Below are 23,367 nucleotides of genomic sequence, written 5' to 3' on the forward strand. Positions count from 1 at the left end.
TCGCGGGCCCCTCGGGGCGCCCGGGCGGGCGCGGATGTGCCGAGGGCCCTGCGCACAGTGAACACCATCGGCACGCTCAGGCTTCCCGTCCGGCGTCCCCGCGGGCGGGACGCGCGCCGCCGTGCGGGCCCTACGATGGCCGCATGTCGCAGACCGCCCCCGCCTCCCAGAACCATGACGCCGTCCCCGCCCTCGCCCTGGCCATCGCCGGGTCCGAGGCCACCGGCGGTGCCGGCGCCCAGGCCGACCTCAAGACGTTCCAGGAGCTGGGCGTCTTCGGCATCGTCGCCCTGACCTGCATCGTCTCCTTCGACCCGAAGGACGACTGGAACCACCGCTTCTTCCCCGTGCCCACCGAGGTGCTCGAGCACCAGCTCGAGGCCGTCCAGCAGGACTACCCGGAGCTGCTGCGCACCGTGAAGCTGGGCATGCAGGGCTCCCCGGAGGTCATCCGCACCTCGGCCGCGGCCCTGCGCCGTCAGGAGTGGGACCACGTGGTGCTGGACCCGGTCCTCATCTGCAAGGGCCAGGAGCCGGGCCACGCGCTGGACACGGACCAGGCGCTGAAGGCGGAGCTGCTGCCCCTGGCCACCTTCACCACCCCGAACCACTTCGAGACCGAGCAGCTCTCCGGCATGACCGTGCGCTCCGTGGACGACCTCGTGGCCGCCGCGCGGCGCATCCACGAGGTCTCCGGCGCGGCCGTCCTGGCCAAGGGCGGCATGCACCTGCCCGGCCCGGACGCCGTGGACGTGTTCGTGGACGCGGACACCGTGGAGGTGCTCTCCGCCCCGAAGATCGGCGAGGCCGGCGTCTCCGGCGCGGGCTGCTCGCTGGCCGCCGCGGTGACCGCGGAGCTGGCCAAGGGCGCGACGCCGCTCGAGGCCGCCCGCCGCGCGAAGGAGTTCGTGCGGGCCGGCATCGAGCAGGCCGTGGCGGGGCGCACCCCGTTCGCCGCCCTGTGGCAGGGCGGGCTGCGGGACCGCTGAGCGCGGCCCGCCCGCACCCCGCGGACCGCGCCGGCGGACCATGACGACGACGCCGCTCACCGGGCTGCTGGCCTACGTGGGCCGCTGACGGGACGGTGGGGCAGACTGAGGGCATGCGCCAGACTCCGCCCGCCCCCGGCTCCCTCCCCGCCCGCTACGTCGACGACCCCGCCGCCGCCTTCCCGGCCCTGCGCCAGCGCGCCCTGGCCCCGGGCGGGCGGCCGTACGGCCTGCTCGCGGCGGCCGTCGTGGGCGCCCTGACCCTCGTGGACCCGCACCGCATGGGCGCCGCCGAGCGCCGCGGCCTGGCCCGCACGGAGGCCGCCGCCTCCGGAGCGTTCGTGGCCGCCGAGGTCGCCTCGTCCCTGCGGCTCGCGGGCCTGCCCGGGCGGGTGGGCCCCGCCGCCGGCGGCCTCGCGGCGGGGGCGGCGACGGCGGCGCTCGCCCTGTCCACCGTCCCCCTGAACGACCGGATCGACGGCGCCCTCGTGCGTCTGCTGGAGCGCACGGGCACCTCCGCGCCGCGGGCCGTGCTGGCCGGGGCCGCCGCCCTCGCGGTGCTCGCCGACAACGAGTCCGTCCGCCGCGAGCGGCGGAACGCGCTCAAGGAGGCCGCATCGCCCGCCTGGGACGACCTCTCCGAGGAGGAGCAGAGCGAGCCCACCGCGCCGCTGCCGGTCGAGGTCCGCGTGCTGCTGGTGACCCTGCTGGACCCGGCCCTCGCCGAGGGGCGGGAGCTGCCCGGCGCCGCCGCGCTGCGCGCCCAGCTGCCGCACGTGCGCACCGTCGCCTCCATGGCCGAGGCGATCCGGGACGAGGGCGAGGTGCCGGACTGGACGCCGCTCGTCGTCGAGACGGACGGCCCCGTGGACCGCGCCGTCCCCCACGACCACGTGTGGCCCGTGCGCGGGCGCTTCGCCGTGGGCGAGGACGGCCACGAGGTGGAGCTGCGCCTGCAGGTGATCGACGGCGAGCTCGGCGCGCTGGTCATCACGCTGCCGGCCGACGAGGACGCGGACCCGGACGCGTGGGACGCGTTCCAGGAGCTCGAGGCGTTCCCGGGCGTCGAGGACCTGACCTTCCAGGTGGACGGCGAGCGGCGGGACTGAGCGCCCGCGGTGCCCCTCGCCGGGCCTGACCGGCGGGACGGGCGCAGCCGCTCGCCGGGGCCGTCCAGGTGCGGCCACTACAGTGGGGACTCGCCCGCCGTCGTCGACCCCGCCCCGGAGTGTGCCCCGCCATGACCACCCCCGCCCCGGTCAAGTCCACCGCCCGTGCCCGCCGCCGGGCGGCGCGCACCGGCCCCCGTCCGCAGCTGCGGATGGGGCTGAACGGCTTCCTGGTGGCCTGGCTGCTGCCGAACCTGGTGATGGCGGCCCTCGTGGCGGTGCTGGCCGTGCTCCCGGGGCTGCAGGCCTTCGGGAGCCTGACCCCGCTGCTCACCGTGGTGGGGATCGCCGGGCTGGTGGTGGGCCTGCCGCTGTGCCTGGTGGTCAACTTCGCGTTCCGCCACGTGCTCAACCAGTGGGTGCACGTGCTGGCCTACGCGCTGATCGGCATGCTCTACGGGCTGGTGGTGCTCACGCAGGGCGCCGCGGGCATCCTGCCCATGCTCATCCCCGTGATCGGCTTCCCCGCCGCCGTGCTCATGGCCCTGGGCCGCATGGCGGCGCGTCCGCTCGTGCAGGTGGTCACGCCCGGCCAGGAGGCCGAGGCCGGCTCCGCCGCGCAGACCGCATCCCCCGCGGACCCCGAGCCCTCGGAGCGCGCAGCGCGAGGGGCGTGAGCGCCAGTCCCAGCAGGGAGGCGACCTGCACGATGCCCATGAGCACGCCGACGTCCACGAGGGACATCCCCAGGTCCGCCTGGACCTGGTCCATCACGCCGGGCAGCTTCCAGATGTGCATCGCGGCGACGACGCCGGCGGCCACGATCGGCGCCCACGGGGCCACCGCGGACCTCGGCGGGGCGGCGACGTCGGTCATGGGCAGGATCCCAGACGGGGCGTCGAGCCGGTCCCGCCGGACAAAGAGAAAGGACGACGGTCCGTAGACCATCGTCCTTCTCGTGAACCGCGTCCGGGGCCCGCATCCCCTCAGGCATGTATCCCGGCTCGTGGTTCGCACTGTGCACCGTCTCAATGGGGCATGTACCACTCTATGAGCGAGGGCGCGGACCGGCACAGTGGCCGAAGGTGCCGACTTTTGTCCCGTGATGTGACCGGCGTCACACTCAGACGCCCTCGGGCGCCCGCGGGATCGCGGCCCGCACGAGCCAGCCCCGCCCGCCCGGCCCGGCCTCCAGCGTCCCGCCGAACGTGGCCACGCGGTCCCGCATGGACTGCAGTCCCACCCCCGAGGAGTTCCAGCGCATCGACCGCTGCGGCGCCGCCACGGTGTTCTCCACCTCCAGCACCACGTCCCGCCCCTGCTCGGCGACCATGATCCGCACCTCCGCGCCGGCGCCGGCGTGCTTGGCGGCGTTCGTGGTGGCCTCCTGCAGCACGCGGTGCAGGGCGGAGCGCACGGACATGGGCACGGCCTCCGGGTCGAACCGCAGGTCCTGCTCCACGCTCATGCCGAGGCTGCGCAGCTCGGCGGCCATGCGGCCCGCGGTGAGGGCCAGGTCCGCCGAGGTGGCGCCGTCCGCGCCGCCGGCGGCCCCGGGCTCGCCGGCCGGGTCCACGATGCCGTCCTCCTGGAGGATCGCGAGCATGCGCCGCAGGTCCACGAGGGCGTCCTTGGCGGAGTCCCCCACCACCGCCAGCACGCTCTGCGCCGCCTCCGGCGTGCCGAGGTACTGGGCCGTCCGGGCCTGCATGGAGATGATCGTGAGGTTGTGCGCGACGACGTCGTGCAGGTCGCGCGCGAGGGAGCGCCTTTCCCGCTCGGCGGCCAGGCGGGCCCGCTCCTCGGCCTCCTGGATGCGCCGCCGGTCCCGCTCTCGGCGGGCCACGCTCTCGCGGATGAAGAGGCCGACGCCCAGGCCGGCGGTCATCAGGGCCAGGACGAACCAGGCCTCGCTGGGCCGACCGCTCGCCACCGGCCGCACCACGCCCCACGCGAGGGCCAGGGTCGCGGCGGCGACTACGAACGCCCAGGAGCGGGCCGTGACCGTCACGGCGGCGAGCATCGCGGCCGTGACCAGGGTGACGAGGGCCTCCGTGCCCCCCGCGATGGTCGCCGCGCCCGCGGGCACCAGGAGGGTGAACCCCACGGTGCTGCGCCACCACTGCGCCAGGAAGGCCGCCGTAGTGGAGACGATCACGGCGACGTCGAGGGGTGCGGTCGCGAAGGCTTCCCCGCCGATCAGCCCGAGATCGGAGGCGGCAGAGACCAGCAGGAGGACCGAGCCGGCCACGAGGTAGACGCGGCTCAGGGGCCCCGCCGCCCAGAAGGCGCGCCACCGCCCCGCCAGGCCGAGGGACTCCTCGTCCGGGGACGACGAGGAGCGGCGCGCCCGTCGGGGCGCGCCGCTCAGCAGCCGGGGTCGGACCGCGGTCGGCTCAGGCATCCGCCGGAGACCGCCGCGGGATCAGTCGCACCAGACGCCGAAGTTCCGGCAGGCCCACTCCTTGGCGCCCTTGTTCAGTCCGTCCGTGCCCGACTGGTCGCCGGTCGGGGCGGCGACGGCCGGGCCGGTGGGCGGCGCGGCGGGGGTCGAGGTGGCGGTGGCGGCGGGGGCGCCGACGAGGACGGAGGCGAGGAGCAGCGTGGACGCGGCGAGTGAGCGGAGCTTCATGGAAGTCAGTATGCATGACGCACGTCACACTGACTACAGTGCGGCGCACATCGCGCGCACAGCGGGTGGCACAGCGGCCTCCGGCGCCGTGTCGGCCGGTCCGGGCGGACGCCGGCCGGGCACCGACGACGCCGGCCGGAGCCGGGGCAGCCGCTACGCTGACCGCGTGAGCGAAGACCTGCGCATCCTGATCGCCGACGACCAGCCCCTCATGAGCGGCGCCCTGCGCGTGCTCGTCAGCTCCGCGCCGGGCATGACCTGCGTGGGGGTGGTGGCCAACGGGGCCGAGGCCGTGGAGGCGTGCGCCGCAGTCGAGCCGGACGTGGTGCTCATGGACATGCAGATGCCCCTGATGGACGGCGTGGAGGCCACCAGCCGCATCAAGGAGGCCCACCCGGGGATCCGGATCCTGGCCATCACCACGTTCACGTCCGAGGACTACCTCGTGCCCGCGCTGCGCGCCGGCGCCGGCGGCTACCTGCTCAAGGACGCGGAGCCCCCGGCCATCCTGGGCGCCATCCACGCGGTGCACCGCGGCGAGTCCGTGCTCTCCCCCGCCGTGGCGTCCAAGCTGCTCGCCTCGATCGAGCGCGACCACCCCGTGGTGGGGCCGGCCCAGGCCCGCCCCGGCGACCCGGACGGCTCCGACCTCACGGACCGCGAGCGGGACGTGCTGCGCCTGCTCGCGCGCGGCCAGTCGAACCCGGAGATCGCCGCGAACCTGCACGTCTCCGAGTCCACCATCAAGTCCAACCTCACCCGCATCATGGACAAGCTCGAGGTGCGCGACCGCGTCCAGGTGATCATCCGCGCGGCCCAGCTGGGCCTCGTGACCCTGTCCCTGGACTGACCGGCCGGCCGCGCCGCCCGGCGCGCGTCCCGCCGGGGGCGCGGGGCGCCGTCGTTCGGGGACGCGGCTCAGCCGCGGGCCGCGATCTCGTTGCGGCGGGCGTTGAGGTCCCGCAGGACCTGCAGCCCCTCCTCGACCACCGGGTCCGCCTCCGCGAGGAGGGACTCCCGGGCCGGACTGTAGGCGAGGTCAGCGAACGTGCCGTTCTCCGGGTCCAGCGCCTGGACCTCCTGCTGGATGAGGCGCACCTGGTCCAGCCCGGCGGCGTACTCCACGGAGCGCTCGTCGATCCGGCGGATGGAGTCCTCGGCGTCCTTCGGGATCTGGTCGAGGGCGAACTGCGCCTCGTAGAGGCGGTTCTGGTAGGTGCAGGGCTCCTCGACGTCGTACAGGCCCACGCCGCGGCCCACGGCCACGCGGTTGGCGGCGGCGATCTCCTCGGCCATGTCGTCGTCCACCCCGATGCCCGTGGGGGCAGTCATGCCGGCCTCGGCCATGTCCACGTTGATGGTCTTGCCGCCGATCTTCACGAGGGCGGACTCCATGCCCTCGGGCGCGCCCTCCCGGGACGTGTCCACACTCGCCACGGCGCCCTGGGGCAGGCGGTCGCGCAGCCACGCGTAGGACTGCTCGCCCATGCAGAACTCGGGGCCCACCTTGAGGCCCTCCGGGTTGCGGCCGGCGCTCGTGACGCCCGCCAGCACGAGGGTGCGCTGGGTGCCGCCCTGGTTGACCACCACGGTGTTGCCGTCCACCACGGAGACGATGTTGACGCGGGCGGCGTCGGCGGCGATCCCCCGGACCACGGTGAGGGCGCCCAGCAGCAGCAGCACCGCGGCCACCACGAGGAACACGAGCAGACCCTTCTTGGGGACCCTGGCACGGGCGGCGACGTGAGTCATGCGGACTTCCTGCAGGTGGGCGACGGGAGGGGTGCGGCCGATCAGCGCGGACCGGCTGCGCCCCGCGGGACGCGGGGACGGTCCCGGAGCCCGAGTCTAGCGAAGGGCTCCGGGACCGCCGCGCGCCGGTCCGCTCGGCGGACGGCGAGGCTCAGCGCTCCCGGCGGTAGAACGGCGTGGCCACCACGGTGAACGGCTCGCCGCGGCCGCGCAGGTCCACCTGCAGGGAGGTGCCCTCGGCGGCGACGTCGCGGCGCACCCGGGCCAGCGCGACCGGGTGGCCGAGCGTGGGGCTGGGGGCGCCCGAGGTCACCTCGCCGACGCGCTCGCCGGACTCGTCCAGCACGGCGTAGCCGTGGCGGGCGGCGCGGCGGCCCTCGCCGCGCAGGCCCACGAGGACCTCCTCGGCGTCGTCCTTGCCGACCAGCGCCGCCTTGCCCACGAAGTCGGCCTCCTTCGAGGCCGGGACCGCGAAGCCCACGCCGGAGGCGTGCGGCTGGTGGCCGGTGTCCAGCTCGTTGCCGTACAGCGGCATGCCGGCCTCGAGGCGCAGCGAGTCGCGGGAGGCGAGGCCGCAGAGGGTGAGCTCCACGTCCGCGGCCTGCGCCGCCTTCAGCACGGCGTTCCACACGGCCGAGCCGCGGTCCCCGGCCTCCTGCGTGGAGGACGCGGGCAGGAACAGCTCGAAGCCGTCCTCGCCGGTGTAGCCGGTGCGGGCGACGACGGCGGTGACGTCCCCGGCCTCGGTCGGCACGGTGAGGGTCAGGTGGCCGTAGTACTTCAGCGCCGCCAGCTGCTCGGCCGCCTCGGGCATGGCCTGGGCGAGGATCGCCTCGGCCTTCGGGCCCTGCACGGCCACGAGAGACGTCGTCGAGGACTGGTCCTCCACAGCCGCGTCCCAGCCGGAGGCGCGCTGGTTGAGGGCCGTGTGCACGGCGGCGATGTTGCCCGCGTTGGGCACCACCATGAAGTCGGTCTCGGAGCCGTCCTCGCCGTCGTCCATGCGGTAGACGATCGTGTCGTCCAGGATGGTGCCGGCGTCCGTGAGGCACAGGGCGTACTTGGCGCGGCCCGGCTTCAGGGTGGACAGCACGCTGGAGAGGGCGTGGTCCAGCATGGCGCCGGCCTCCGGGCCGGTGACCCGGACCTCGCCCATGTGGGAGAGGTCGAACAGGCCCGCCGCGGTGCGGACGGCCTTGTGCTCGGCCAGCTCGGAGCCGTACTTCAGGGGCATGTTCCAGCCGCCGAAGTCGGTGAACGTGGCGCCCGCGGCCTCATGGACCGGGTGCAGCGGGGAGTTGCGCGTCGAATCGCTCATGGGGTGATCCTCTCAGTGGCTGGTGGACGCGGTGTCGGCGGCGGAGACCGGCGTGTCCGGGGTGGTGCCGGCGGCCTCCGCCGATGCCTCCTCGAAGGCCTCCGGCGGCGGGCAGGAGCACACCAGGTTGCGGTCGCCGTACGCGCCGTCGATGCGGCCCACGGGCGGCAGGTACTTGTCCATGCGCAGGCTCGGCACCGGGGTGCCGGCCTGGGCGCGGGAGTACGAGCGGTCCCAGGAGTCGGCCATGAGCACGTCCAGGGTGTGGGGCGCACGGCGCAGGACCGAGTCCTCGACCGTCTCCGGGGTGGTCGCGACGATCTCGGCGTGGATGGACTCCATCGCCTCGATGAAGCGCTCGATCTCCTCGAGGTCCTCGGACTCGGTGGGCTCCACCATGAGGGTGCCGGCCACGGGGAACGCCAGGGTCGGCGCGTGGAAGCCGTAGTCGATGAGGCGCTTGCAGACGTCCTCCGCGGTGACGCCGCTGCGGGCGGTCAGCTCGCGCAGGTCCAGGATGCACTCGTGCGCCACGAGGCCCTCGTTGCCCGTGTAGAGCGTGGGGTAGAGGTTCGCCAGGCGACGCGAGATGTAGTTCGCGCCGAGCAGCGCGTGCTCGGTGGCCGAGCGCAGGCCCTCCGCGCCCATCAGGTGGATGTACGCCCAGGAGATGGGCAGCACGCCCGCCGAGCCGTGCGGGGCGGCGGTGAGCAGGTTCTCGCGCGAGGGCAGGTACGGCACCAGGTGCTCGCCCACGGCCACCGGGCCCACGCCCGGGCCGCCGCCGCCGTGCGGGATGCAGAAGGTCTTGTGCAGGTTCAGGTGGGAGACGTCGCCGCCGAACTCGCCCGGCTGGGCCAGGCCCACGAGCGCGTTGAGGTTGGCGCCGTCGATGTACACCTGGCCGCCCGCGGCGTGCACCTTCGAGCAGACCTCCTTGACGTCGGCGTCGTACACGCCGTGCGTGGAGGGGTAGGTGATCATGATGGCCGCGATGCGGCCCTCGTGGGCCGCGATCTTCGCGTCCAGGTCGGCGGCGTCGATCGTGCCGTCCTCGGCGGTGGCGACGACGACGACCTTCAGCCCCGCCAGCACCGCGGAGGCGGCGTTGGTGCCGTGCGCGGAGGCGGGGATCAGGCAGACGTCCCGCTCGCCGTCGCCCTGGGCCAGGTGGTACTGGCGGATGGCCCACAGGCCCGCGAACTCGCCCTGCGAGCCGGCGTTCGGCGCCACGGAGACGCCCGCGTAGCCGGTGATCTCGGCGAGCTTGGCCTCGAGGTCCGAGATCAGGAAGCGCCAGCCCTCGGTCTGGTGGTCCGGGGCGAAAGGGTGGATCGAGCAGAACTCGGGCCAGGAGATGGCCTCCATCTCCGCCGTGGCGTTGAGCTTCATGGTGCACGAGCCCAGCGGGATCATGGTGCGGTCCAGCGCCAGGTCGTAGCCGGAGAGGCGGCGCAGGTAGCGCAGCATCCGCGTCTCGGAGTGGTGCGTGTTGAACACCGGGTGCGTCATGAACGCGGAGGAGCGGCGGCGGCCCTCGGGCACGGCCGGGGTGGCCACGGCGCCCTCGTGCGCGGCGGCCGGCAGCGAGTCCGCCGCCAGGCCGAAGGCCTCCAGGACGGCCGTGAGGTCGGCGTCCACGGTGGTCTCATCCGCGGCGATGCGCAGGGTGTCCGCGTCCACCAGGCGCAGGTTCACGCCGTTCTCCTCGGCGGCCGTCAGGACCTCCTCGGCGCGGCCGGGCACCCGCACGGTCAGGGTGTCGAAGAAGTGCTCCGCGGCCACCTCGACGCCGCCGGCGCGCAGCGCCTCCGCCAGGCGGACGGCTTGGGCGTGGGCGTGGCGGGCGATCCGGGTGATGCCCTGCGGGCCGTGGTAGACGGCGTACATGGAGGCCACGATCGCCAGCAGTGCCTGGGCGGTGCAGATGTTGGAGGTGGCCTTCTCGCGGCGGATGTGCTGCTCGCGGGTCTGCAGGGCGAGGCGGTAGGCGGGCTTGCCGGCGTCGTCGTGGGAGACGCCCACGAGGCGGCCGGGCAGGCTGCGCTGCAGGCCGTCCTTGACCGCCATGTAGGCGGCGTGCGGGCCGCCGAAGAACAGCGGCACGCCGAAGCGCTGGGTCGAGCCGACGGCGATGTCCGCGCCCTGCTCCCCGGGCGGGGTGATCAGGGCCAGGGACAGGATGTCCGCGGCCACGGTCACGAGGGCGCCGGCCTCCTTGGCGGCGGCGATCGCGGCGTCGTGGTCGTGGATGCGGCCGGAGTCGCCGGGCTGCTGCAGCAGGATGCCGCACAGGCCCTTCTCCCCCACCTCGGCCAGCACGTCCTCGGGGATGCCGGCGGACAGGTCCGCCACGCGCACGTCCAGGCCCACGGCCTCGGCGCGCATGCGCACCACGGAGAGGGTCTGCGGGAACAGGTCCGCGTCCAGGAGGGTGACGCCGTCGGACTTCTTCCGGTTGGCGCGGTGCATGAGCAGCACGGCCTCGGCGGCGGCGGAGGCCTCGTCCAGGAGGGAGGCGTTGGCGATGTCCAGGCCGGTGAGGTCCTGGACCATGGTCTGGTAGTTCAGCAACGCCTCGAGGCGGCCCTGGGAGATCTCCGGCTGGTACGGGGTGTAGGCCGTGTACCAGGCCGGGTTCTCGAGGACCTTGCGCAGGATGACGCCGGGGGTGACGGTGTCCGAGAAGCCCTGGCCGATCATCTGGGTCTTCATGACGTTGCGGCCGGCGATCTCGCGCAGCTGCTCCAGGACGGCGGCCTCGGTGAGCGGGGCGGGCAGCTCCAGCGGCTTCGGCTGGCGGATGCCGGCGGGGACGGCGGTGTCCACGAGTGCCTGCAGCGAGTCGTAGCCGAGGGTGTCCAGCATGTGCCGGACGTCCTCGGGGCGCGGGCCGATGTGGCGGGCCACGAAGGGCGCCGACGCGGTGTCCCTGGGCTCGACGCGCTCGTGCGGCAGCGTCGTCGCGCTCTCGGTGGTCTGGGGGCTGGTCACGGGGTACCTCCGGGGGATCCGGCCGCGGTCACGGCGTGGGTCTGCTCCTCCCCGCTCTGTCATGGACCTGAGAGATTCCGCCGCCCGGGGGCGGCTTGCACCGTCGGTGGTCACGGTCCGCCGCGCGGGTGCGCGAGGAGCGGGACTCTTTCCAGAGCGCCTGACCCCACGCGGTACGGATGCCTGAGAGATTCCCGGGGAGGGTCTTGCTCCTTCGGCGGCCTGCACACGCGGCCGGCCCGGAGGCTGGACGCGCGCCGACGCTCTCCCGCGCGGGGCATGCGGCGTGCCGTCAGTATCCCACACGGGTAGGCCGCGTCACAGTGGCCGTCGCGCCCCGCCCCGCCGCCCCGCTTTCGTGCGGGAGACGGGAGCCTTCCGGGGCGCTTTCGTGCGGGAAACGGGAGCATCTTGCCGACGCCGCCGTCGGTGCAACAGGAGCCTTCGACCTGGGCGCACTACTGCCGAGTAGATCCACAAGTACTTGGCGGTAGTGCGCCCAGCAGCACGATGCCGGCGCGCAGCACCGGCATCGTGCTGCTGGGCCTGCAGCTGCTGCTCTCGGACGTGCTCGCGCTCGGGCCGGGCGTGATCGCGCTGGTGGTCGGCGTCGTCGGCGTCACGTTCGCGGCGACCCTGGCGATCGGGCGGGCGTTGCGGCTGCCGTGGGACCTCACCGCGGTCGTGGCCTCGGGCTTCTCGATCTGCGGGGCGGCCGCCGTCGCCGCGGCCGACTCCGTGGTGCGCGCGGCGCGAGATGGCCGCCACCGCGATCGGCCTCGTGGTGCTCTTCGGCACCCTGATGATCCCGCTCATGCCCCTGCTCACCGGCGCGCTCGGCCTCGACGAGCGGACCGCCGGACTGTGGATCGGCGCGTCCACGCACGAGGTGGCGCAGGTGGTGGCCGCCGGCGGCCTCGTGGGCGGCGCGGCGCTGTCACCGTCAAGCTCGCCCGCGTGGTGATGCTCGCCCCCGTGATGACCGCCTTGGCGTGGCGGCAGCGGCGCCGGGACGCGGCGCAGGCGGCCCTCGGGCCCGGATCCGGGACGGCGACGACGGCGCCCCCGCGACCCGTGCGCCCCTGGTGCCGTGGTTCGTGGTCGGCTTCCTCGCGGCCGTGCTGGTGCGGGCGACGGGCTGGCTGCCGGAGCCGGTGCTCGACGTCGCGGCGGTGGTGCAGCAGCTGCTGCTGGCCACCGCGATGGCGGCCCTGGGGCTGGGCGTGCGGCTGCGCTCGATCGCCGCCGTGGGCCCCGGCCGCTCGTGCTGGGCGCGGCGAGCACTGCCGTCGCCGTGGCCGTGGGCGGCGCGGGCGCGCCGCTGCTCCCCTGACCCGGCGCTTTCGTGCGGGAAACGGGGCCTTCGCCGAAGTTACGTGCGGGAGACGGGAGCCTCCCCGGCGCTTTCGTGCGGGAAACGGGAGCCTTCGAGAGGTTGAGGCGCGCCCCGGCCCCTGCCTACCTTGACGGGGATGGGCGGGATCGAGTTCCCCGCCCCGACGCCGACCGAGGGAAGGACCTCGCCCATGCACACCCGCAGCAGGAACGACGTCGAGAAGGTCCAGTGGGGCGGTGGCACGTCCGAGCGCATCGTGACCGCCCAGGACGGGATGGGCTTCGCCGTGGCCCACACGATCGTGGAGGCCGGCAGCTCGTCGCGGTTGCAGTACCGCAACCACCAGGAGGCCTGCTACTGCATCGCCGGCAACGGCTCCGTGGTGGAGCCGGACGGCACGGTCCATGAGATCACGCCCGGCACGGTCTACCTCCTGCCGGACCATGAGAAGCACGACCTGCGCGGCGGCACCGAGGACATGCACCTGATCTCGGTGTTCAACCCGCCGATCACCGGGGACGAGAAGCACACGCTCAGCGCGGACGGCTACTCCAGCTACTGACGGACGTGCGCGCCGCCGTCGGGCAGTCAGCACGACGACGGCGCCGCGCCTCACGCGGGGCGCCCGCGGGCCGCGCGGGCGGGGGCGAGGCTCCCGTTTCCCGCACGAAAGTGCGGCGGAAGGCTCCCGTTTCCCGCACGAAAGCGGGGGCGGCTCAGACGAAGGCCGAGACGCCCGTGATCGCGCGGCCCACGATCAGCGTGTTCATCCCGTAGGAGCCCTCGTAGCTGTAGATGGCCTCGACGTCGCCCATCATCTTGGAGACCTCGTACTCGGTGAGCAGGCCGTTGCCGCCGAGCGCGTCCCGGGCCAGCGCCGCCGAGGCGCGGGCCAGGCGGGTGGAGGTGGCCTTGGCCATGGCCGCATGCATCATCTCCATCCGCCCCTCCTGCCGCAGGGCGTCGACCTGGAGCATCATCCCGGAGGTCGCGGCCAGGTTGCCGGCCACCTCCGCGATCGCGGACTGGATCAGCTGGAACTTCGCCAGCGGCCGGCCGAACTGCTCGCGCTCGAGCGCGTAGGAGCGCAGGGAGTCGAGCAGGCCCATCTGCGCGCCGAACCCCTGCCAGCCGACCCACATGCGGGAGTCGCGCAGCAGGTCGCGGGCGGCGTCGAAGCTGGCCGCGCCGGGCAGCTGCGCGTCGGCGGGCAGGCGGACGTCCAGGGTGATGTCCGCGTTCTGCATGATCCGCAGGCCCATCTTGCCGGTGATCTTCGTGGCCTCGTACCCGGGGGTGTCGGTGGGCACCACGAAGCCCTTGATCTCGCCGTCGGCGGCGTCGCGCGCCCAGACGAGGGCGACGTCGGCGATCGTGCCGGCCCCGATCCAGCGCTTGGCGCCGCGGATGACCCACTCGTCGCCGTCGAGGGTGGCCGTGGTGGCCAGGCCGCCGGCGACGTCGGAGCCGTGCTCGGGCTCGGTGAGGCAGAAGGCCCCGAGGGACTCGAAGGACTCGAGGCGCGCCTGCCAGCGGTCGCGGTGCGCGTCGGAGCCGAGGTGGGCGATCATCCCCAGGTTGAGCTCGTTGTGGATGCCCACGAGGGCGGAGAGGGAGAGGTCCACGCGGGCGATCTCGGCGTGGACGAGCTGCTGGAAGAGGGAGGAGGAGCCGTCGAGGACGAGCCGGCCCAGGCCCAGCCCGGCCAGGCCGGGGAGCAGGTCGAAGGCGAACTCCTCCGCGTCCCAGTACGGGGCGAGGCGGGGGCGCACGGCGGTCTGCAGGTGCTCCTCGATCTCCTCGAGGCGGGTTCGCTCGGCGGGGTCGAGGCGGTCGCGCAGGCGGAGCAGGTCGACGTGGGGCAGGTCGGCGTGGGGGGTCATCGTCGTCTCCTTCGGGGCGGGGCGTCCGACGGCGGCGGCCGGTTCGCGATGAATCCGACTGTAGGACTTCCAACTATCGGAGTCTGCGAGTAGTGTTCCAGATCACAGGCCTCCGGCCAAGGACCCGTTCAGCGCCCATCCCGAGGAGGGACCCATGACCGTCCAGGACCGCACTCCCGCCGACGCCGCGTCTCCGACGGAGGTGTTCCGCGCGGCCCGCGACCTGCTGGTCGAGTGCCAGACCGACTACGAGCGCGCCCGCGCCGAGTTCGAGTGGCCCCGGTTCGAGCACTTCAACTTCGGCTTCGACTGGTTCGACCGCCTCGCCCAGGACCCGGCCCGCCAGGACGTGCCGGCGCTGATCATCGCCGAGGACGACGGCCGCAGCACCGAGCGGACCTTCGCCGAGCTCTCGGCCGCCTCCAACCGCGCCGCCAACTGGCTCGCCGAGCAGGGCCTGCGCCGCGGCGACCGCCTGATCCTCATGCTGAACAACCAGGTGGAGCTGTGGGAGTTCATGCTCGCCTGCATCAAGCTGCGCGTGGTCATGGTCCCCACCACCACCCAGATGACCTCCGCCGACCTCGAGGACCGCGTGAGCCGCGCGGACGCCGCCTGGGCCGTGGCCGGCGCCGAGGACCTGGCCAAGTTCGCCGGCGTCGGCGAGGGCCTGCGACTGGTCCACGTACCCGGCGTCTTCGCCGAGGGCGAGGCCCGCCGCGCCCCCGAGGTCCCCGAGGTCCCCGGCCACAGCGTGCTCTCCTACGACGACGCCGCCGGCGCCTCCGCCGAGCTGTCCCCCGCCGAGCCCACGCCGGCGGACGAGACGCTCCTCTTCTACTTCACCTCGGGCACCACCTCGAAGCCGAAGCTCGTGGAGCACACCCACACCTCGTACCCGGTGGGCCACCTCACCACCCTCTACTGGATCGGCCTGCAGCCGGGCGACGTGCACCTCAACGTGGCCTCCCCCGGCTGGGCCAAGCACGCGTGGTCCAACTTCTTCGCCCCGTGGATCGCCGAGGCCACGATCTTCGTGCACAACGCCCGCAAGTTCGACCCGGCCGCCCTCATGGCCAACATGGACCGCTACGGCGTCACCAGCTTCTGCGCCCCGCCCACCGTGTGGCGCATGCTCATCAAGGCGGACCTCGCGCAGCTGAAGACCCCGCCCACCAAGACCATCTCCGCGGGCGAGCCGCTCAACGCCGAGGTGATCGACCAGGTCCAGAAGGCCTGGGGCGCCACCATCCGCGACGGCTTCGGCATGACCGAGACCACCCTGCAGGTGGCCAACACCCCGGGCCAGAAGGTCGTCATCGGCTCGATGGGCCGCCCGCTGCCGGGCATGGACGTGGTGCTGATCGACCCGCTCACCGGCCAGGAGGCCGTCGAGGGCGAGATCTGCCTGCGCCTGGACCCGCGCCCGGTGGGCCTGCTGAAGTCCTACTTCGGCAACCAGGAGAAGACGGACGAGGTGTTCCGGGACGGCGTGTTCCACACCGGGGACATCGCCAGCCGGGACGAGAACGGCGTCCTCACCTACGTGGGCCGCGCGGACGACGTCTTCAAGTCCTCGGACTACAAGGTGTCCCCGTTCGAGCTGGAGTCCGTGCTGGTCAAGCACCCGGCCGTGATGGAGGGGGCCATCGTCCCCACCCCGGACGAGCTGCGCCTGGCCGTGCCTAAGGCGTTCGTCACCCTGGCCCCCGGGCACGAGCCCACCGCGGAGACCGCGCAGTCGATCCTGCAGTTCACGCTCACCCAGCTGCCCCCGTACAAACGCATCCGCCGCATCGAGTTCCTCGAGCTGCCCAAGACCATCTCCGGCAAGATCCGCCGCGTGGAGCTGCGCAAGGCCGAGGTGGAGCGCTCCGAGACCGGCACCGCCCCGAGCGGCTACGGCACCGAGTTCCGTGAGGAGGACCTGGACCTCACGCGCTGACGCCGACCCGCCCCGCCGCCCCACCGGCGGCGGGGCGCCCCCGGCCCGGCGCTAGTCTGGACCGCCATGAAGAACACACCCCTCCCCCAGGACCCCATCCGGGAGGCCGCCCGGAACTGGGAGCGCCACGGATGGGGCGACGTCGCCCGGCCCATGGCCGCGGTCACCTCCATCATGCGCGCCCAGCAGATCCTGCTCGGCCGCACCCAGGCGGCCCTCAAGCCGTTCGGGCTCACCTTCGCCCGCTACGAGCTGCTCGCGCTGCTGAACTTCTCCCGCGAGAAGCGCATGCGCATGTCCAAGGCCTCCGCGCTGCTGCAGGTCCACCCCACCTCGGTGACCAACGCGGTGGACCGGCTCGAGTCCGCGGGCCTCGTGGAGCGCACGCCCCACGAGTCCGACCGCCGGGCGCTCGTGCTCGCCCTCACGGACGAGGGCCGGCGGGTGGCCGTCGCCGCCACGGAGACCCTCAACGAGGAGGTCTTCAGCTGCACCGGCTTCGACGAGGCGGACGTGGACGCGCTCATCGACATCTTCGGCCGCTTCCGCGCCGGCGCCGGCGACTTCGAGGCCGACGGCGCCGACACGACGGCGGAGCGCCCCTCCGCCTGAGCGTGCCCCTCAGCTCACTTGGGCTCGAGGCGCACGGCGCCGTCGAGGCGGATGACCTCGCCGTTGAGGAACGGGTTCGCCACGATCTGCTCCACGAGCAGCGCGTAGTCCTCGGGGCGGCCCAGGCGGGCGGGGTGCGGGGTCTTCGTGGCCAGCGCCTCGCGGGCGGCCTCGGGCAGGCCCGCCATCATGGGGGTCTCCATGAGGCCCGGCGCGATGGTGACCACGCGGATCTGGGACGCCGCGAGCTCCCGGGCGGCGGGCAGGGTCAGGGACACCACGGCGCCCTTGGAGGCGGCGTAGGCGATCTGGCCGATCTGGCCGTCGTAGGCGGCCACGGAGGCGGTGTTGACGATCACGCCGCGGTCCTCGCCCTGCGGCTCCTGCCCCTGCATGGCGGCGGCGGCGCGGGACATGAAGTTCACGGTGCCCACGGTGTTGATGGCCAGCACGCGGGTGAGCACCTCGGCGGAGAGCGGCCCGCCGCGGCCCACGAGCTTGCCGGGGGTGGCGACGCCGGCGCAGTTGACGAGCACGCGCAGCGGCCCGGCCTCGAGGGCGGCGGCCACGGCCTCCTCGGCGGTGGCCTCGGCGGTGACGTCGCCGGTGACGAGGCGGGCGCGCGGGCCCAGGGTGGCGACGGCGTCCGCCCGGAGGGTCTCGCCTTCGCGGTCCGGCAGGTCCACCACCACGACGGCGGCGCCCGCCTCCGCGAGGCGGCGCGCGGTGGCGTGGCCGAGGCCGGAGGCCCCTCCGGTGACGATCGCGCTCTGGTTCGACAGGTCCATGGAGGGACCCTCCCTTCATCCGAGGATATTTCCCAGGTTGGATAGTTGCATGTCCTACGTTCTCACCCTAGATTAGCGGATGAGTAACCCAGATCACACCGCGCGACCGAGCCTGCCACGCTCGGCCGCGGGCGGCCACCGCCCGGTGCCCGCCCCATCGCCTGGACCCGCGAGGAGCCCCCATGTCCGAGAAGACCGCGACCACGACCACCGCCCCCGCGATCCCCCACTTCGTGCACGGCGAGCGCGTCGACGGCTCCTCCGGCCGCCACAGCGACGTCTACCACCCCGCCACGGGCCAGGTGGAGGGCCGCGTGCCGCTGGCCTCCGTCGAGGAGATCGACGCGGCCCTCGCCTCCTCCGAGAAGGGCTTCGCCGCCTGGTCCGCGCTGAACCCCCAGCGCCGCGGCCGCATCCTGCTCAAGTGGGTGGACCTGATCAACGAGAACGTGGACGAGCTGGCCACCCTGCTCTCCCAGGAGCACGGCAAGACCTTCCCGGACGCCAAGGGCGACATCCAGCGCGGCGTCGAGGTCGTGGAGTTCGCCGCCGGCGCCCCGCACCTGCTCAAGGGCGAGTTCTCCTCCAACGCCGGCTCCGGCATCGACGTGCACTCCATCCGCCAGCCCCTCGGCATCGCCGTGGGCATCACCCCCTTCAACTTCCCGGCGATGATCCCGCTGTGGAAGGCCGGCATCGCCCTGGCCGCCGGCAACGCCTTCGTCCTCAAGCCCTCCGAGCGGGACCCCTCCGTGCCCGTGCGCCTGGCCGAGCTGGCCTTCGAGGCGGGCATGCCCGCCGGCGCCCTCAACGTGGTGCACGGCGACAAGACCGCCGTGGACGCGCTCATCGAGGACCCCCGCGTGAAGGCCGTCGGCTTCGTGGGCTCCACCCCGATCGCGCAGTCCATCTACGCCCACGCCGGCCGCATGGGCAAGCGCGCGCAGTGCTTCGGCGGCGCCAAGAACCACGCCGTGATCATGCCGGACGCGGACCTCGAGATGGCCGCCGACGCCCTGGTCGGCGCCGCCTTCGGCTCCGCCGGCGAGCGCTGCATGGCCATCTCCGTGGCCGTGCCGGTGGGCGAGGAGACCGCCGACCGCCTGGTCGCCCTGCTCAGCGAGCGCATCCGCCGCCTCAAGGTCGGCCCGTCCCTGGACGAGTCCTCCGACTTCGGCCCCGTCGTCTCGAAGGACGCGAAGGAGCGCATCGAGGGCTACATCGCCGCCGGCGCCGAGGCCGGCGCCGACCTGGTCGAGGACGGCCGCGGCGTCGTCGTCGAGGGCCACGAGGGCGGCTTCTACGTGGGCGCCACCCTCTTCGACCGCGTCACCGCGGACATGAGCATCTACCGCGAGGAGATCTTCGGCCCGGTGCTCTCCGTGGTCCGCGCCGCGGACTACGAGGAGGCGCTCACCCTCGTCAACGAGCACGAGTTCGGCAACGGCGTGGCCATCTTCACCCGCGACGGCGACGCCGCCCGCGACTTCGCCACCCGCGTGGAGACCGGCATGGTGGGCGTCAACGTGCCGATCCCCGTCCCGATCGCCTACTACACCTTCGGCGGCTGGAAGGCCTCCGGCTTCGGCGACCTGAACCAGCACGGCACCGACGGCCTGAAGTTCTACACCAAGACCAAGACCATCACCACGCGCTGGCCCTCGGGCGTGCGCGAGGGCGCCAGCTTCGTGATGCCCGCCGGCTCCTGACCGCCGCCCACCCGCTCCCCCAGGAGGATCCCATGACCACCGTCCTGTTCCTCGGCCTCGGCCACATGGGCGGCCCCATGGCCGCCAACCTCGCCGCCGCGGGCCACCGCGTGCTCGGCTTCGACCTCGTGCCCGAGGCGCTCGAGAAGGCCCGCGCGGCCGGCATCGAGACGGTCACGGACACCGCCGCGGCGGCCGCGGAGGCCGACGTCGTGCTCACCATGCTCCCCAACGGGCGCCTGGTGCTGGACGTCTACCGGGGCCGCGAGGGCGCCCCCGGGCTGCTCGATGCGGCCCGCCCGGGCACCGTGTTCCTGGACTGCTCCACGATCGACGTCGCCGAGGCCCGCGAGGCCGCGCAGGCGGCCGAGGCCGCGGGGATGCGCGCCGCCGACGCCCCGGTCTCCGGCGGCCAGGTGGGCGCCGAGGCCGGCACCCTCGCCTTCATGGTGGGTGCCGCGGACGAGGTGTACGCCGAGGTGCTGCCGCTGCTCGAGGTCATGGGCGGGCGGATCGTGCACTGCGGCGGCTCCGGCCTCGGCCAGGCCGCGAAGATCTGCAACAACATGGTGCTGGGCGTCACGCAGATCGCCGTCGCCGAGGCCTTCGTCCTGGGCGAGCGCCTCGGCCTCGAGCACCAGGCGCTCTACGACGTGATGAGCAAGGCCTCGGGCCAGTGCTGGTCCCTGACCACCAACTGCCCGGTGCCCGGCCCCGTCCCCGGCTCCCCCGCGAACCGGGACTTCCAGCCCGGCTTCGCCGGCGCCCTGATGGCCAAGGACCTCGGGCTCGCGCTCGCGGCCCTGGACGAGCAGGGCGTGGCGGCCGACCTGGGCCGCCTCGCGCAGGCCAAGTACGCCGAGTACGCCGCCGGAGAAGGCGCCGCCCGCGACTTTTCCGGCATCATCGAGGACATCCGAGCATCACACACGGACAGGAGCGAGGCATGAGCGAGCAGACCACCCCGGACGGCGCCGAGTCGCCGATCATCGTCGAGCGGCAGGGCCGGGTCGGCCACATCCGCCTGAACCGGCCGAAGGCCCTGAACGCGCTGAACGAGGCGACGATGCGCGCCGTCGTCGCGGCGGTGCAGGAGCTGGACGCCGACTCGGAGGTGGGCGCGATCCTGCTCTCCGGCTCCCCCAAGGCGTTCGCCGCCGGCGCGGACATCAAGGAGATGGCCGCCAAGGAGTTCTCCGAGATGTACGCCGCCGACTGGTTCGCCGGCTGGGACGCGCTGACCCGCGCCCGCACCCCGATCGTGGCGTGCGTGACCGGCTACGCCCTCGGCGGCGGCTGCGAGCTGGCCATGATGGCCGACGTGCTCGTGGCCGGCGAGGGCGCGAAGTTCGGCCAGCCCGAGATCAACCTCGGCGTCATCCCCGGCATGGGCGGCTCCCAGCGCCTGACCCGCGCCGTGGGCAAGGCCAAGGCGATGGACATGATCCTCACCGGCCGCATGGTGGGCGCCGACGAGGCCGAGCGGATCGGCCTCGTCTCCCGCGTGGTCCCGGACGAGACGGCCCTCGAGGAGGCGAAGGAGGTGGCCGCCGCGATCGCCTCCAAGTCCAAGCCCGCCGCGTGGATGGCCAAGGAGACCGTCAACGCCGCGTTCGAGACCACCCTCGCCCAGGGCATCGCCTTCGAGCGCCGCGTGTTCCACTCCGCGTTCGCCACGGCGGACCAGAAGGAGGGCATGGACGCCTTCGCGAACAAGCGCGAGGCGGGGTGGCAGCACCGATGAGCCGGACCCCCACCACGACGACGGCGGGCGCGGCCGGGCAGGACGCCCCGGCGGACGACCTGCTCCTCGAGGTCCGCGACGGCCTCGGCCGCATCACCCTCAACCGGCCCCGCGCCCTCAACGCGCTGACCCACCCGATGGTGCAGCAGATCGACGAGGCCCTCGTGGCCTGGGCCGCCGACCCGGCCGTGCGCGGCGTCCTGATCCGCGGCGCCGGCGAGAAGGGGCTGTGCGCGGGTGGCGACGTCGTCTCCCTGCACGCGTCCATCACCGGCGGACGATTCGAGGAGGCCGCGCAGTTCTTCCGGGACGAGTACCGGATGAACCACCGCATCTCCGGCTACCCGAAGCCGTACGTGGCGTTCATGGACGGGATCGTGCTGGGCGGCGGCATGGGCGTGTCCGTGCACGGCTCCCACCGCGTGGCCACCGAGCGCACCCGCGCCGGCATGCCGGAGACGGCGATCGGGTTCACCCCGGACGTCGGCGGCTCGTTCCACCTGGCCCGGGCCCCGTTCCACGCCGGCCGGCACCTCGCGGCCACCTCCGCGCACGCTTCCGGCGCCGACGCCGTGGCCCTGGGCCTGGCCGACGCGTTCGTGGACTCCGCGCGGCTCGACGAGCTCGAGCAGGCGCTCGCCGAGGCTCTCGGCGGGCTCGGGGACGCCCCGGAGGGCGACGGCGCCCGCGACGAGGCCGCCTTCGCGGCCGCGGACGAGGTGCTCGCCCGGTTCGCCGTGGCCGAGGCCGACCGCCCCGCCTCGGCCCTCGTGTCCGGGCGGGAGTGGATCGAGGACGCGTACGGGCGCGAGAGCGCCGCGGACGTCCTCGCCGCCCTGGACGAGCGCGCCGCCGGCGACGGCGAGCACGCCGACGCCGCCCGGGCCGCCGCCGAGGCGATCCGCGCCAAGTCCCCCACCGCCGTCACCGTGGCCCACGAGGCCCAGGCACGCCTGGCCGCCCACGGCGAGGACCTGACCGTGGCCGAGGCGCTGCGCCAGGAGTTCACGGTCGGCGCGCACCTGATGCGCGCCTCGGACATGCCCGAGGGCATCCGCGCGCTGCTCGTGGACAAGGACAAGGACCCGAAGTGGTCCCCCGCCCGCCTCGAGGACGTGACCGCGGACGCCGTGGCCGCGCACTTCGAGCCCGTCCCCGGTGTGGCCCCGCTCGAGCTGAGCTGAGGCCGGCCCACCGCTCCGCGGTCATCTCCTGACGCATCCGCCCGTGGGATCCGTCAGGGAGTGACCGCGGAGTTCTCTTCGGCACGACAGGACGACGACGGCCCCTCGGCCCGGTGGGAGACCGGGCGGAGGGGCCGTCCGCGTGGGTGAGAGGGGTCAGCCGCCGATCAGGCCACGGCCCACGATCATGCGCATGATCTCGTTGGAGCCCTCGAGGATCCGGTGCACGCGCAGGTCGCGGACCAGCTTCTCCACGCCGTACTCGTGGAGATAGCCGTAGCCGCCGTGGAGCTGCAGGGCGGCGTCGGCGGCCTCGTAGCCGGACTCGGTGGCCACGAGCTTGGCCATGGCGCACAGGCGGACGGTGTCCGGGTCGTTGCGGTCCAGGGCGTCCGCGGCGCGCATGAGCAGGGTGTGCGCGGTCTCGAGCTTCACGGCCATGTCCGCCAGCTCGAAGACGAGGGCCTGCTTGGTGGTGAGCGGCTCGCCGAAGGCGCTGCGCTCCTTGAGGTAGCGGGTGGCCTTGTCCAGGGCGGCCAGGCCGCCGCCGATCGAGCAGGCGCCGATGTTCAGGCGTCCGCCGTTCAGGCCCTTCATGGCGATGCGGAAGCCGTCGCCCTCCTCGCCGAGGCGGTTGGCCACGGGGACGCGGACGTCCTCGAAGATCACCTGGCGGGTGGGCTGGGTGTGCCAGCCCATCTTCTTCTCGTTGGGGCCGAAGGACAGGCCTGGGGTGTCCTTGTGGACCACGACGGCGGAGATCCCCTTGGCGCCGGTGTCCGCGGTGCGGCACATCACCACGTAGTAGTCCGAGGAGCCGGCGCCGGAGATGAACTGCTTGACGCCGTTGAGGACGTAGTCGTCGCCGTCGCGGACGGCGCGGGTCTTGAGCGCGGCGGCGTCGGAGCCGGCGCCGGGCTCGGTGAGGCAGTAGCTGGCCAGGTGCTCCATGCTCATGAGCTCGGGGATCCACGTGGCGCGCTGCTCGTCGTTGCCGTAGGAGTCGATCATCCAGGCCACCATGTTGTGGATGGAGATGTAGGCGGCGAAGGCCGGGTCGGCCTTGGAGAGCTCCTCGAAGATCAGGATGGCGTCCTTGCGCTCGAGGCCGGTGCCGCCGTGCTCCTCCCCCACGTAGATGCCGCCCAGGCCGAGCTCGCCGGCCTCGGCCAGGACGTCCACGGGGAAGCGCTTCTCGGCGTCCCACTCGAGGGCGTGCGGGGCGACGCGCTGCTGGGCGAAGTCGCGGACGGCGTCGACCAGGGCCTCCTGGTCGTCGGTGATGGGGAACATGCGGGCGTACTCCTGGCGTTCGGCGGGCCACGGCGGGCGGCCCATGCGGTGGCATGGCGACCGGGCGGCGGCATCGGGT

20 protein-coding genes, 1 pseudogene and 1 riboswitch are annotated in these 23,367 nt (G+C 73.7%); of the genes and pseudogenes, 13 read left to right on the forward strand and 8 right to left on the reverse strand.

Annotated features, from left to right (window positions below; all coding sequences use genetic code 11):
• Positions 1–143 precede the first annotated feature (143 nt).
• The 3 genes from HDA33_RS08315 (at position 144) to HDA33_RS08325 (ending at position 2,775) form a co-directional block, all read left to right on the forward strand.
• Positions 144–989, forward strand: coding sequence for a hydroxymethylpyrimidine/phosphomethylpyrimidine kinase (locus tag HDA33_RS08315; protein WP_184172448.1), 846 nt, complete (start codon positions 144–146; stop codon positions 987–989).
• A gap of 113 nt (positions 990–1,102) precedes the next feature.
• Complete coding sequence (locus HDA33_RS08320; protein ID WP_184172450.1) at positions 1,103–2,098, forward strand: hypothetical protein; 996 nt, start codon at positions 1,103–1,105, stop codon at positions 2,096–2,098.
• 131 nt (positions 2,099–2,229) lie between these two features.
• A complete protein-coding gene (locus HDA33_RS08325; RefSeq protein WP_184172452.1) occupies positions 2,230–2,775 on the forward strand; it encodes a hypothetical protein in 546 nt (181 codons plus the stop codon).
• Between the two features lie 446 nt (positions 2,776–3,221).
• On the opposite strand, the gene HDA33_RS08330 is transcribed toward HDA33_RS08325, so the two are convergent.
• Both HDA33_RS08330 and HDA33_RS08335 read right to left on the reverse strand, forming a co-directional pair.
• Positions 3,222–4,502, reverse strand: coding sequence for a sensor histidine kinase (locus HDA33_RS08330; protein WP_184172454.1), 1,281 nt, complete (start codon positions 4,500–4,502; stop codon positions 3,222–3,224).
• A 21-nt stretch (positions 4,503–4,523) separates the two neighbouring features.
• A complete protein-coding gene (locus tag HDA33_RS08335; RefSeq protein ID WP_017489473.1) occupies positions 4,524–4,730 on the reverse strand; it encodes a hypothetical protein in 207 nt (68 codons plus the stop codon).
• A gap of 166 nt (positions 4,731–4,896) precedes the next feature.
• Between HDA33_RS08335 and HDA33_RS08340 the strand changes: the two genes are divergently transcribed.
• Positions 4,897–5,580 (forward strand): response regulator, encoded by a 684-nt coding sequence (locus tag HDA33_RS08340; protein WP_158493534.1) that lies wholly within the window; start codon positions 4,897–4,899, stop codon positions 5,578–5,580.
• A 68-nt stretch (positions 5,581–5,648) separates the two neighbouring features.
• Here HDA33_RS08340 and HDA33_RS08345 read toward each other — a convergent pair whose 3' ends face one another.
• From HDA33_RS08345 to gcvP, 3 genes are all read right to left on the reverse strand, one after another.
• Positions 5,649–6,482: a thermonuclease family protein gene (locus tag HDA33_RS08345; RefSeq protein ID WP_184172456.1), complete on the reverse strand. Its 834-nt coding sequence runs from the start codon at positions 6,480–6,482 to the stop codon at positions 5,649–5,651.
• A gap of 151 nt (positions 6,483–6,633) precedes the next feature.
• Positions 6,634–7,800: a glycine cleavage system aminomethyltransferase GcvT gene (gcvT, locus tag HDA33_RS08350; protein WP_184172458.1), complete on the reverse strand. Its 1,167-nt coding sequence runs from the start codon at positions 7,798–7,800 to the stop codon at positions 6,634–6,636.
• Between the two features lie 12 nt (positions 7,801–7,812).
• A complete protein-coding gene (gcvP, locus tag HDA33_RS08355; protein ID WP_184172460.1) occupies positions 7,813–10,794 on the reverse strand; it encodes an aminomethyl-transferring glycine dehydrogenase in 2,982 nt (993 codons plus the stop codon).
• A gap of 161 nt (positions 10,795–10,955) precedes the next feature.
• Positions 10,956–11,075, reverse strand: a riboswitch (glycine riboswitch).
• A 229-nt stretch (positions 11,076–11,304) separates the two neighbouring features.
• Between gcvP and HDA33_RS12920 the strand changes: the two are divergent.
• The 3 genes and pseudogenes from HDA33_RS12920 to HDA33_RS08365 all read left to right on the forward strand — a co-directional run bounded on the left by HDA33_RS12920 (position 11,305) and on the right by HDA33_RS08365 (position 12,692).
• Positions 11,305–11,758, forward strand: a pseudogene (locus HDA33_RS12920) (putative sulfate exporter family transporter).
• A gap of 121 nt (positions 11,759–11,879) precedes the next feature.
• A complete protein-coding gene (locus HDA33_RS12925) occupies positions 11,880–12,233 on the forward strand; it encodes a putative sulfate exporter family transporter (protein ID WP_338104304.1) in 354 nt (117 codons plus the stop codon).
• 87 nt (positions 12,234–12,320) lie between these two features.
• On the forward strand, positions 12,321–12,692 hold the full coding sequence (locus tag HDA33_RS08365; RefSeq protein WP_158492945.1) for an ectoine synthase: 372 nt from the start codon (positions 12,321–12,323) through the stop codon (positions 12,690–12,692).
• A 154-nt stretch (positions 12,693–12,846) separates the two neighbouring features.
• On the opposite strand, the gene HDA33_RS08370 is transcribed toward HDA33_RS08365, so the two are convergent.
• Positions 12,847–14,013 carry an acyl-CoA dehydrogenase family protein gene (locus HDA33_RS08370; RefSeq protein WP_184172464.1) on the reverse strand — a complete coding sequence of 389 codons (1,167 nt, stop codon included), beginning with the start codon at positions 14,011–14,013 and terminating at the stop codon, positions 12,847–12,849.
• Positions 14,014–14,167: 154 nt separating this feature from the next.
• Between HDA33_RS08370 and HDA33_RS08375 the strand changes: the two genes are divergently transcribed.
• Both HDA33_RS08375 and HDA33_RS08380 read left to right on the forward strand, forming a co-directional pair.
• Complete coding sequence (locus HDA33_RS08375) at positions 14,168–15,958, forward strand: AMP-binding protein (RefSeq protein WP_184172466.1); 1,791 nt, start codon at positions 14,168–14,170, stop codon at positions 15,956–15,958.
• A 66-nt stretch (positions 15,959–16,024) separates the two neighbouring features.
• Positions 16,025–16,570, forward strand: a complete 546-nt coding sequence (locus HDA33_RS08380; RefSeq protein ID WP_184172468.1) for a MarR family winged helix-turn-helix transcriptional regulator — start codon at positions 16,025–16,027, stop codon at positions 16,568–16,570.
• A 14-nt stretch (positions 16,571–16,584) separates the two neighbouring features.
• On the opposite strand, the gene HDA33_RS08385 is transcribed toward HDA33_RS08380, so the two are convergent.
• On the reverse strand, positions 16,585–17,358 hold the full coding sequence (locus tag HDA33_RS08385) for an SDR family NAD(P)-dependent oxidoreductase (protein ID WP_184172470.1): 774 nt from the start codon (positions 17,356–17,358) through the stop codon (positions 16,585–16,587).
• A gap of 182 nt (positions 17,359–17,540) precedes the next feature.
• Between HDA33_RS08385 and HDA33_RS08390 the strand changes: the two genes are divergently transcribed.
• The 4 genes from HDA33_RS08390 to HDA33_RS08405 are packed head-to-tail and all read left to right on the forward strand — an operon-like array spanning position 17,541 to position 21,995.
• On the forward strand, positions 17,541–19,067 hold the full coding sequence (locus HDA33_RS08390; protein ID WP_184172472.1) for a CoA-acylating methylmalonate-semialdehyde dehydrogenase: 1,527 nt from the start codon (positions 17,541–17,543) through the stop codon (positions 19,065–19,067).
• A gap of 32 nt (positions 19,068–19,099) precedes the next feature.
• Entirely contained in the window at positions 19,100–20,017 is a 918-nt protein-coding gene (mmsB, locus tag HDA33_RS08395; protein WP_184172474.1) for a 3-hydroxyisobutyrate dehydrogenase, read from the forward strand.
• Entirely contained in the window at positions 20,014–20,811 is a 798-nt protein-coding gene (locus HDA33_RS08400) for an enoyl-CoA hydratase (RefSeq protein ID WP_184172476.1), read from the forward strand. Before mmsB ends, HDA33_RS08400 begins: the two co-directional genes overlap by 4 nt.
• Positions 20,808–21,995, forward strand: coding sequence for an enoyl-CoA hydratase/isomerase family protein (locus tag HDA33_RS08405; RefSeq protein ID WP_184172478.1), 1,188 nt, complete (start codon positions 20,808–20,810; stop codon positions 21,993–21,995). The genes HDA33_RS08400 and HDA33_RS08405 overlap by 4 nt, the downstream gene beginning before the upstream one ends.
• 156 nt (positions 21,996–22,151) lie before the next feature.
• On the opposite strand, the gene HDA33_RS08410 is transcribed toward HDA33_RS08405, so the two are convergent.
• Positions 22,152–23,288 carry an acyl-CoA dehydrogenase family protein gene (locus HDA33_RS08410; RefSeq protein WP_184172480.1) on the reverse strand — a complete coding sequence of 379 codons (1,137 nt, stop codon included), beginning with the start codon at positions 23,286–23,288 and terminating at the stop codon, positions 22,152–22,154.
• Between the last annotated feature and the right edge of the window lie 79 nt (positions 23,289–23,367).

This window comes from Micrococcus endophyticus, from assembly GCF_014205115.1.
Taxonomy (GTDB): Bacteria; Actinomycetota; Actinomycetes; order Actinomycetales; family Micrococcaceae; genus Micrococcus; species Micrococcus endophyticus.

Coding starts and splice junctions, on each gene's coding strand:
- HDA33_RS08315 (WP_184172448.1), top strand. CDS start 144: ATGTCGCAGACCGCCCCCGCCTCCCAGAACCATGACGCCGTCCCCGCC.
- HDA33_RS08320 (WP_184172450.1), top strand. CDS start 1,103: ATGCGCCAGACTCCGCCCGCCCCCGGCTCCCTCCCCGCCCGCTACGTC.
- HDA33_RS08325 (WP_184172452.1), top strand. CDS start 2,230: ATGACCACCCCCGCCCCGGTCAAGTCCACCGCCCGTGCCCGCCGCCGG.
- HDA33_RS08330 (WP_184172454.1), bottom strand. CDS start 4,502: ATGCCTGAGCCGACCGCGGTCCGACCCCGGCTGCTGAGCGGCGCGCCC.
- HDA33_RS08335 (WP_017489473.1), bottom strand. CDS start 4,730: ATGAAGCTCCGCTCACTCGCCGCGTCCACGCTGCTCCTCGCCTCCGTC.
- HDA33_RS08345 (WP_184172456.1), bottom strand. CDS start 6,482: ATGACTCACGTCGCCGCCCGTGCCAGGGTCCCCAAGAAGGGTCTGCTC.
- gcvT (WP_184172458.1), bottom strand. CDS start 7,800: ATGAGCGATTCGACGCGCAACTCCCCGCTGCACCCGGTCCATGAGGCC.
- HDA33_RS08365 (WP_158492945.1), top strand. CDS start 12,321: ATGCACACCCGCAGCAGGAACGACGTCGAGAAGGTCCAGTGGGGCGGT.
- HDA33_RS08370 (WP_184172464.1), bottom strand. CDS start 14,013: ATGACCCCCCACGCCGACCTGCCCCACGTCGACCTGCTCCGCCTGCGC.
- HDA33_RS08375 (WP_184172466.1), top strand. CDS start 14,168: ATGACCGTCCAGGACCGCACTCCCGCCGACGCCGCGTCTCCGACGGAG.
- HDA33_RS08380 (WP_184172468.1), top strand. CDS start 16,025: ATGAAGAACACACCCCTCCCCCAGGACCCCATCCGGGAGGCCGCCCGG.
- HDA33_RS08385 (WP_184172470.1), bottom strand. CDS start 17,358: ATGGACCTGTCGAACCAGAGCGCGATCGTCACCGGAGGGGCCTCCGGC.
- HDA33_RS08390 (WP_184172472.1), top strand. CDS start 17,541: ATGTCCGAGAAGACCGCGACCACGACCACCGCCCCCGCGATCCCCCAC.
- mmsB (WP_184172474.1), top strand. CDS start 19,100: ATGACCACCGTCCTGTTCCTCGGCCTCGGCCACATGGGCGGCCCCATG.
- HDA33_RS08400 (WP_184172476.1), top strand. CDS start 20,014: ATGAGCGAGCAGACCACCCCGGACGGCGCCGAGTCGCCGATCATCGTC.
- HDA33_RS08405 (WP_184172478.1), top strand. CDS start 20,808: ATGAGCCGGACCCCCACCACGACGACGGCGGGCGCGGCCGGGCAGGAC.
- HDA33_RS08410 (WP_184172480.1), bottom strand. CDS start 23,288: ATGTTCCCCATCACCGACGACCAGGAGGCCCTGGTCGACGCCGTCCGC.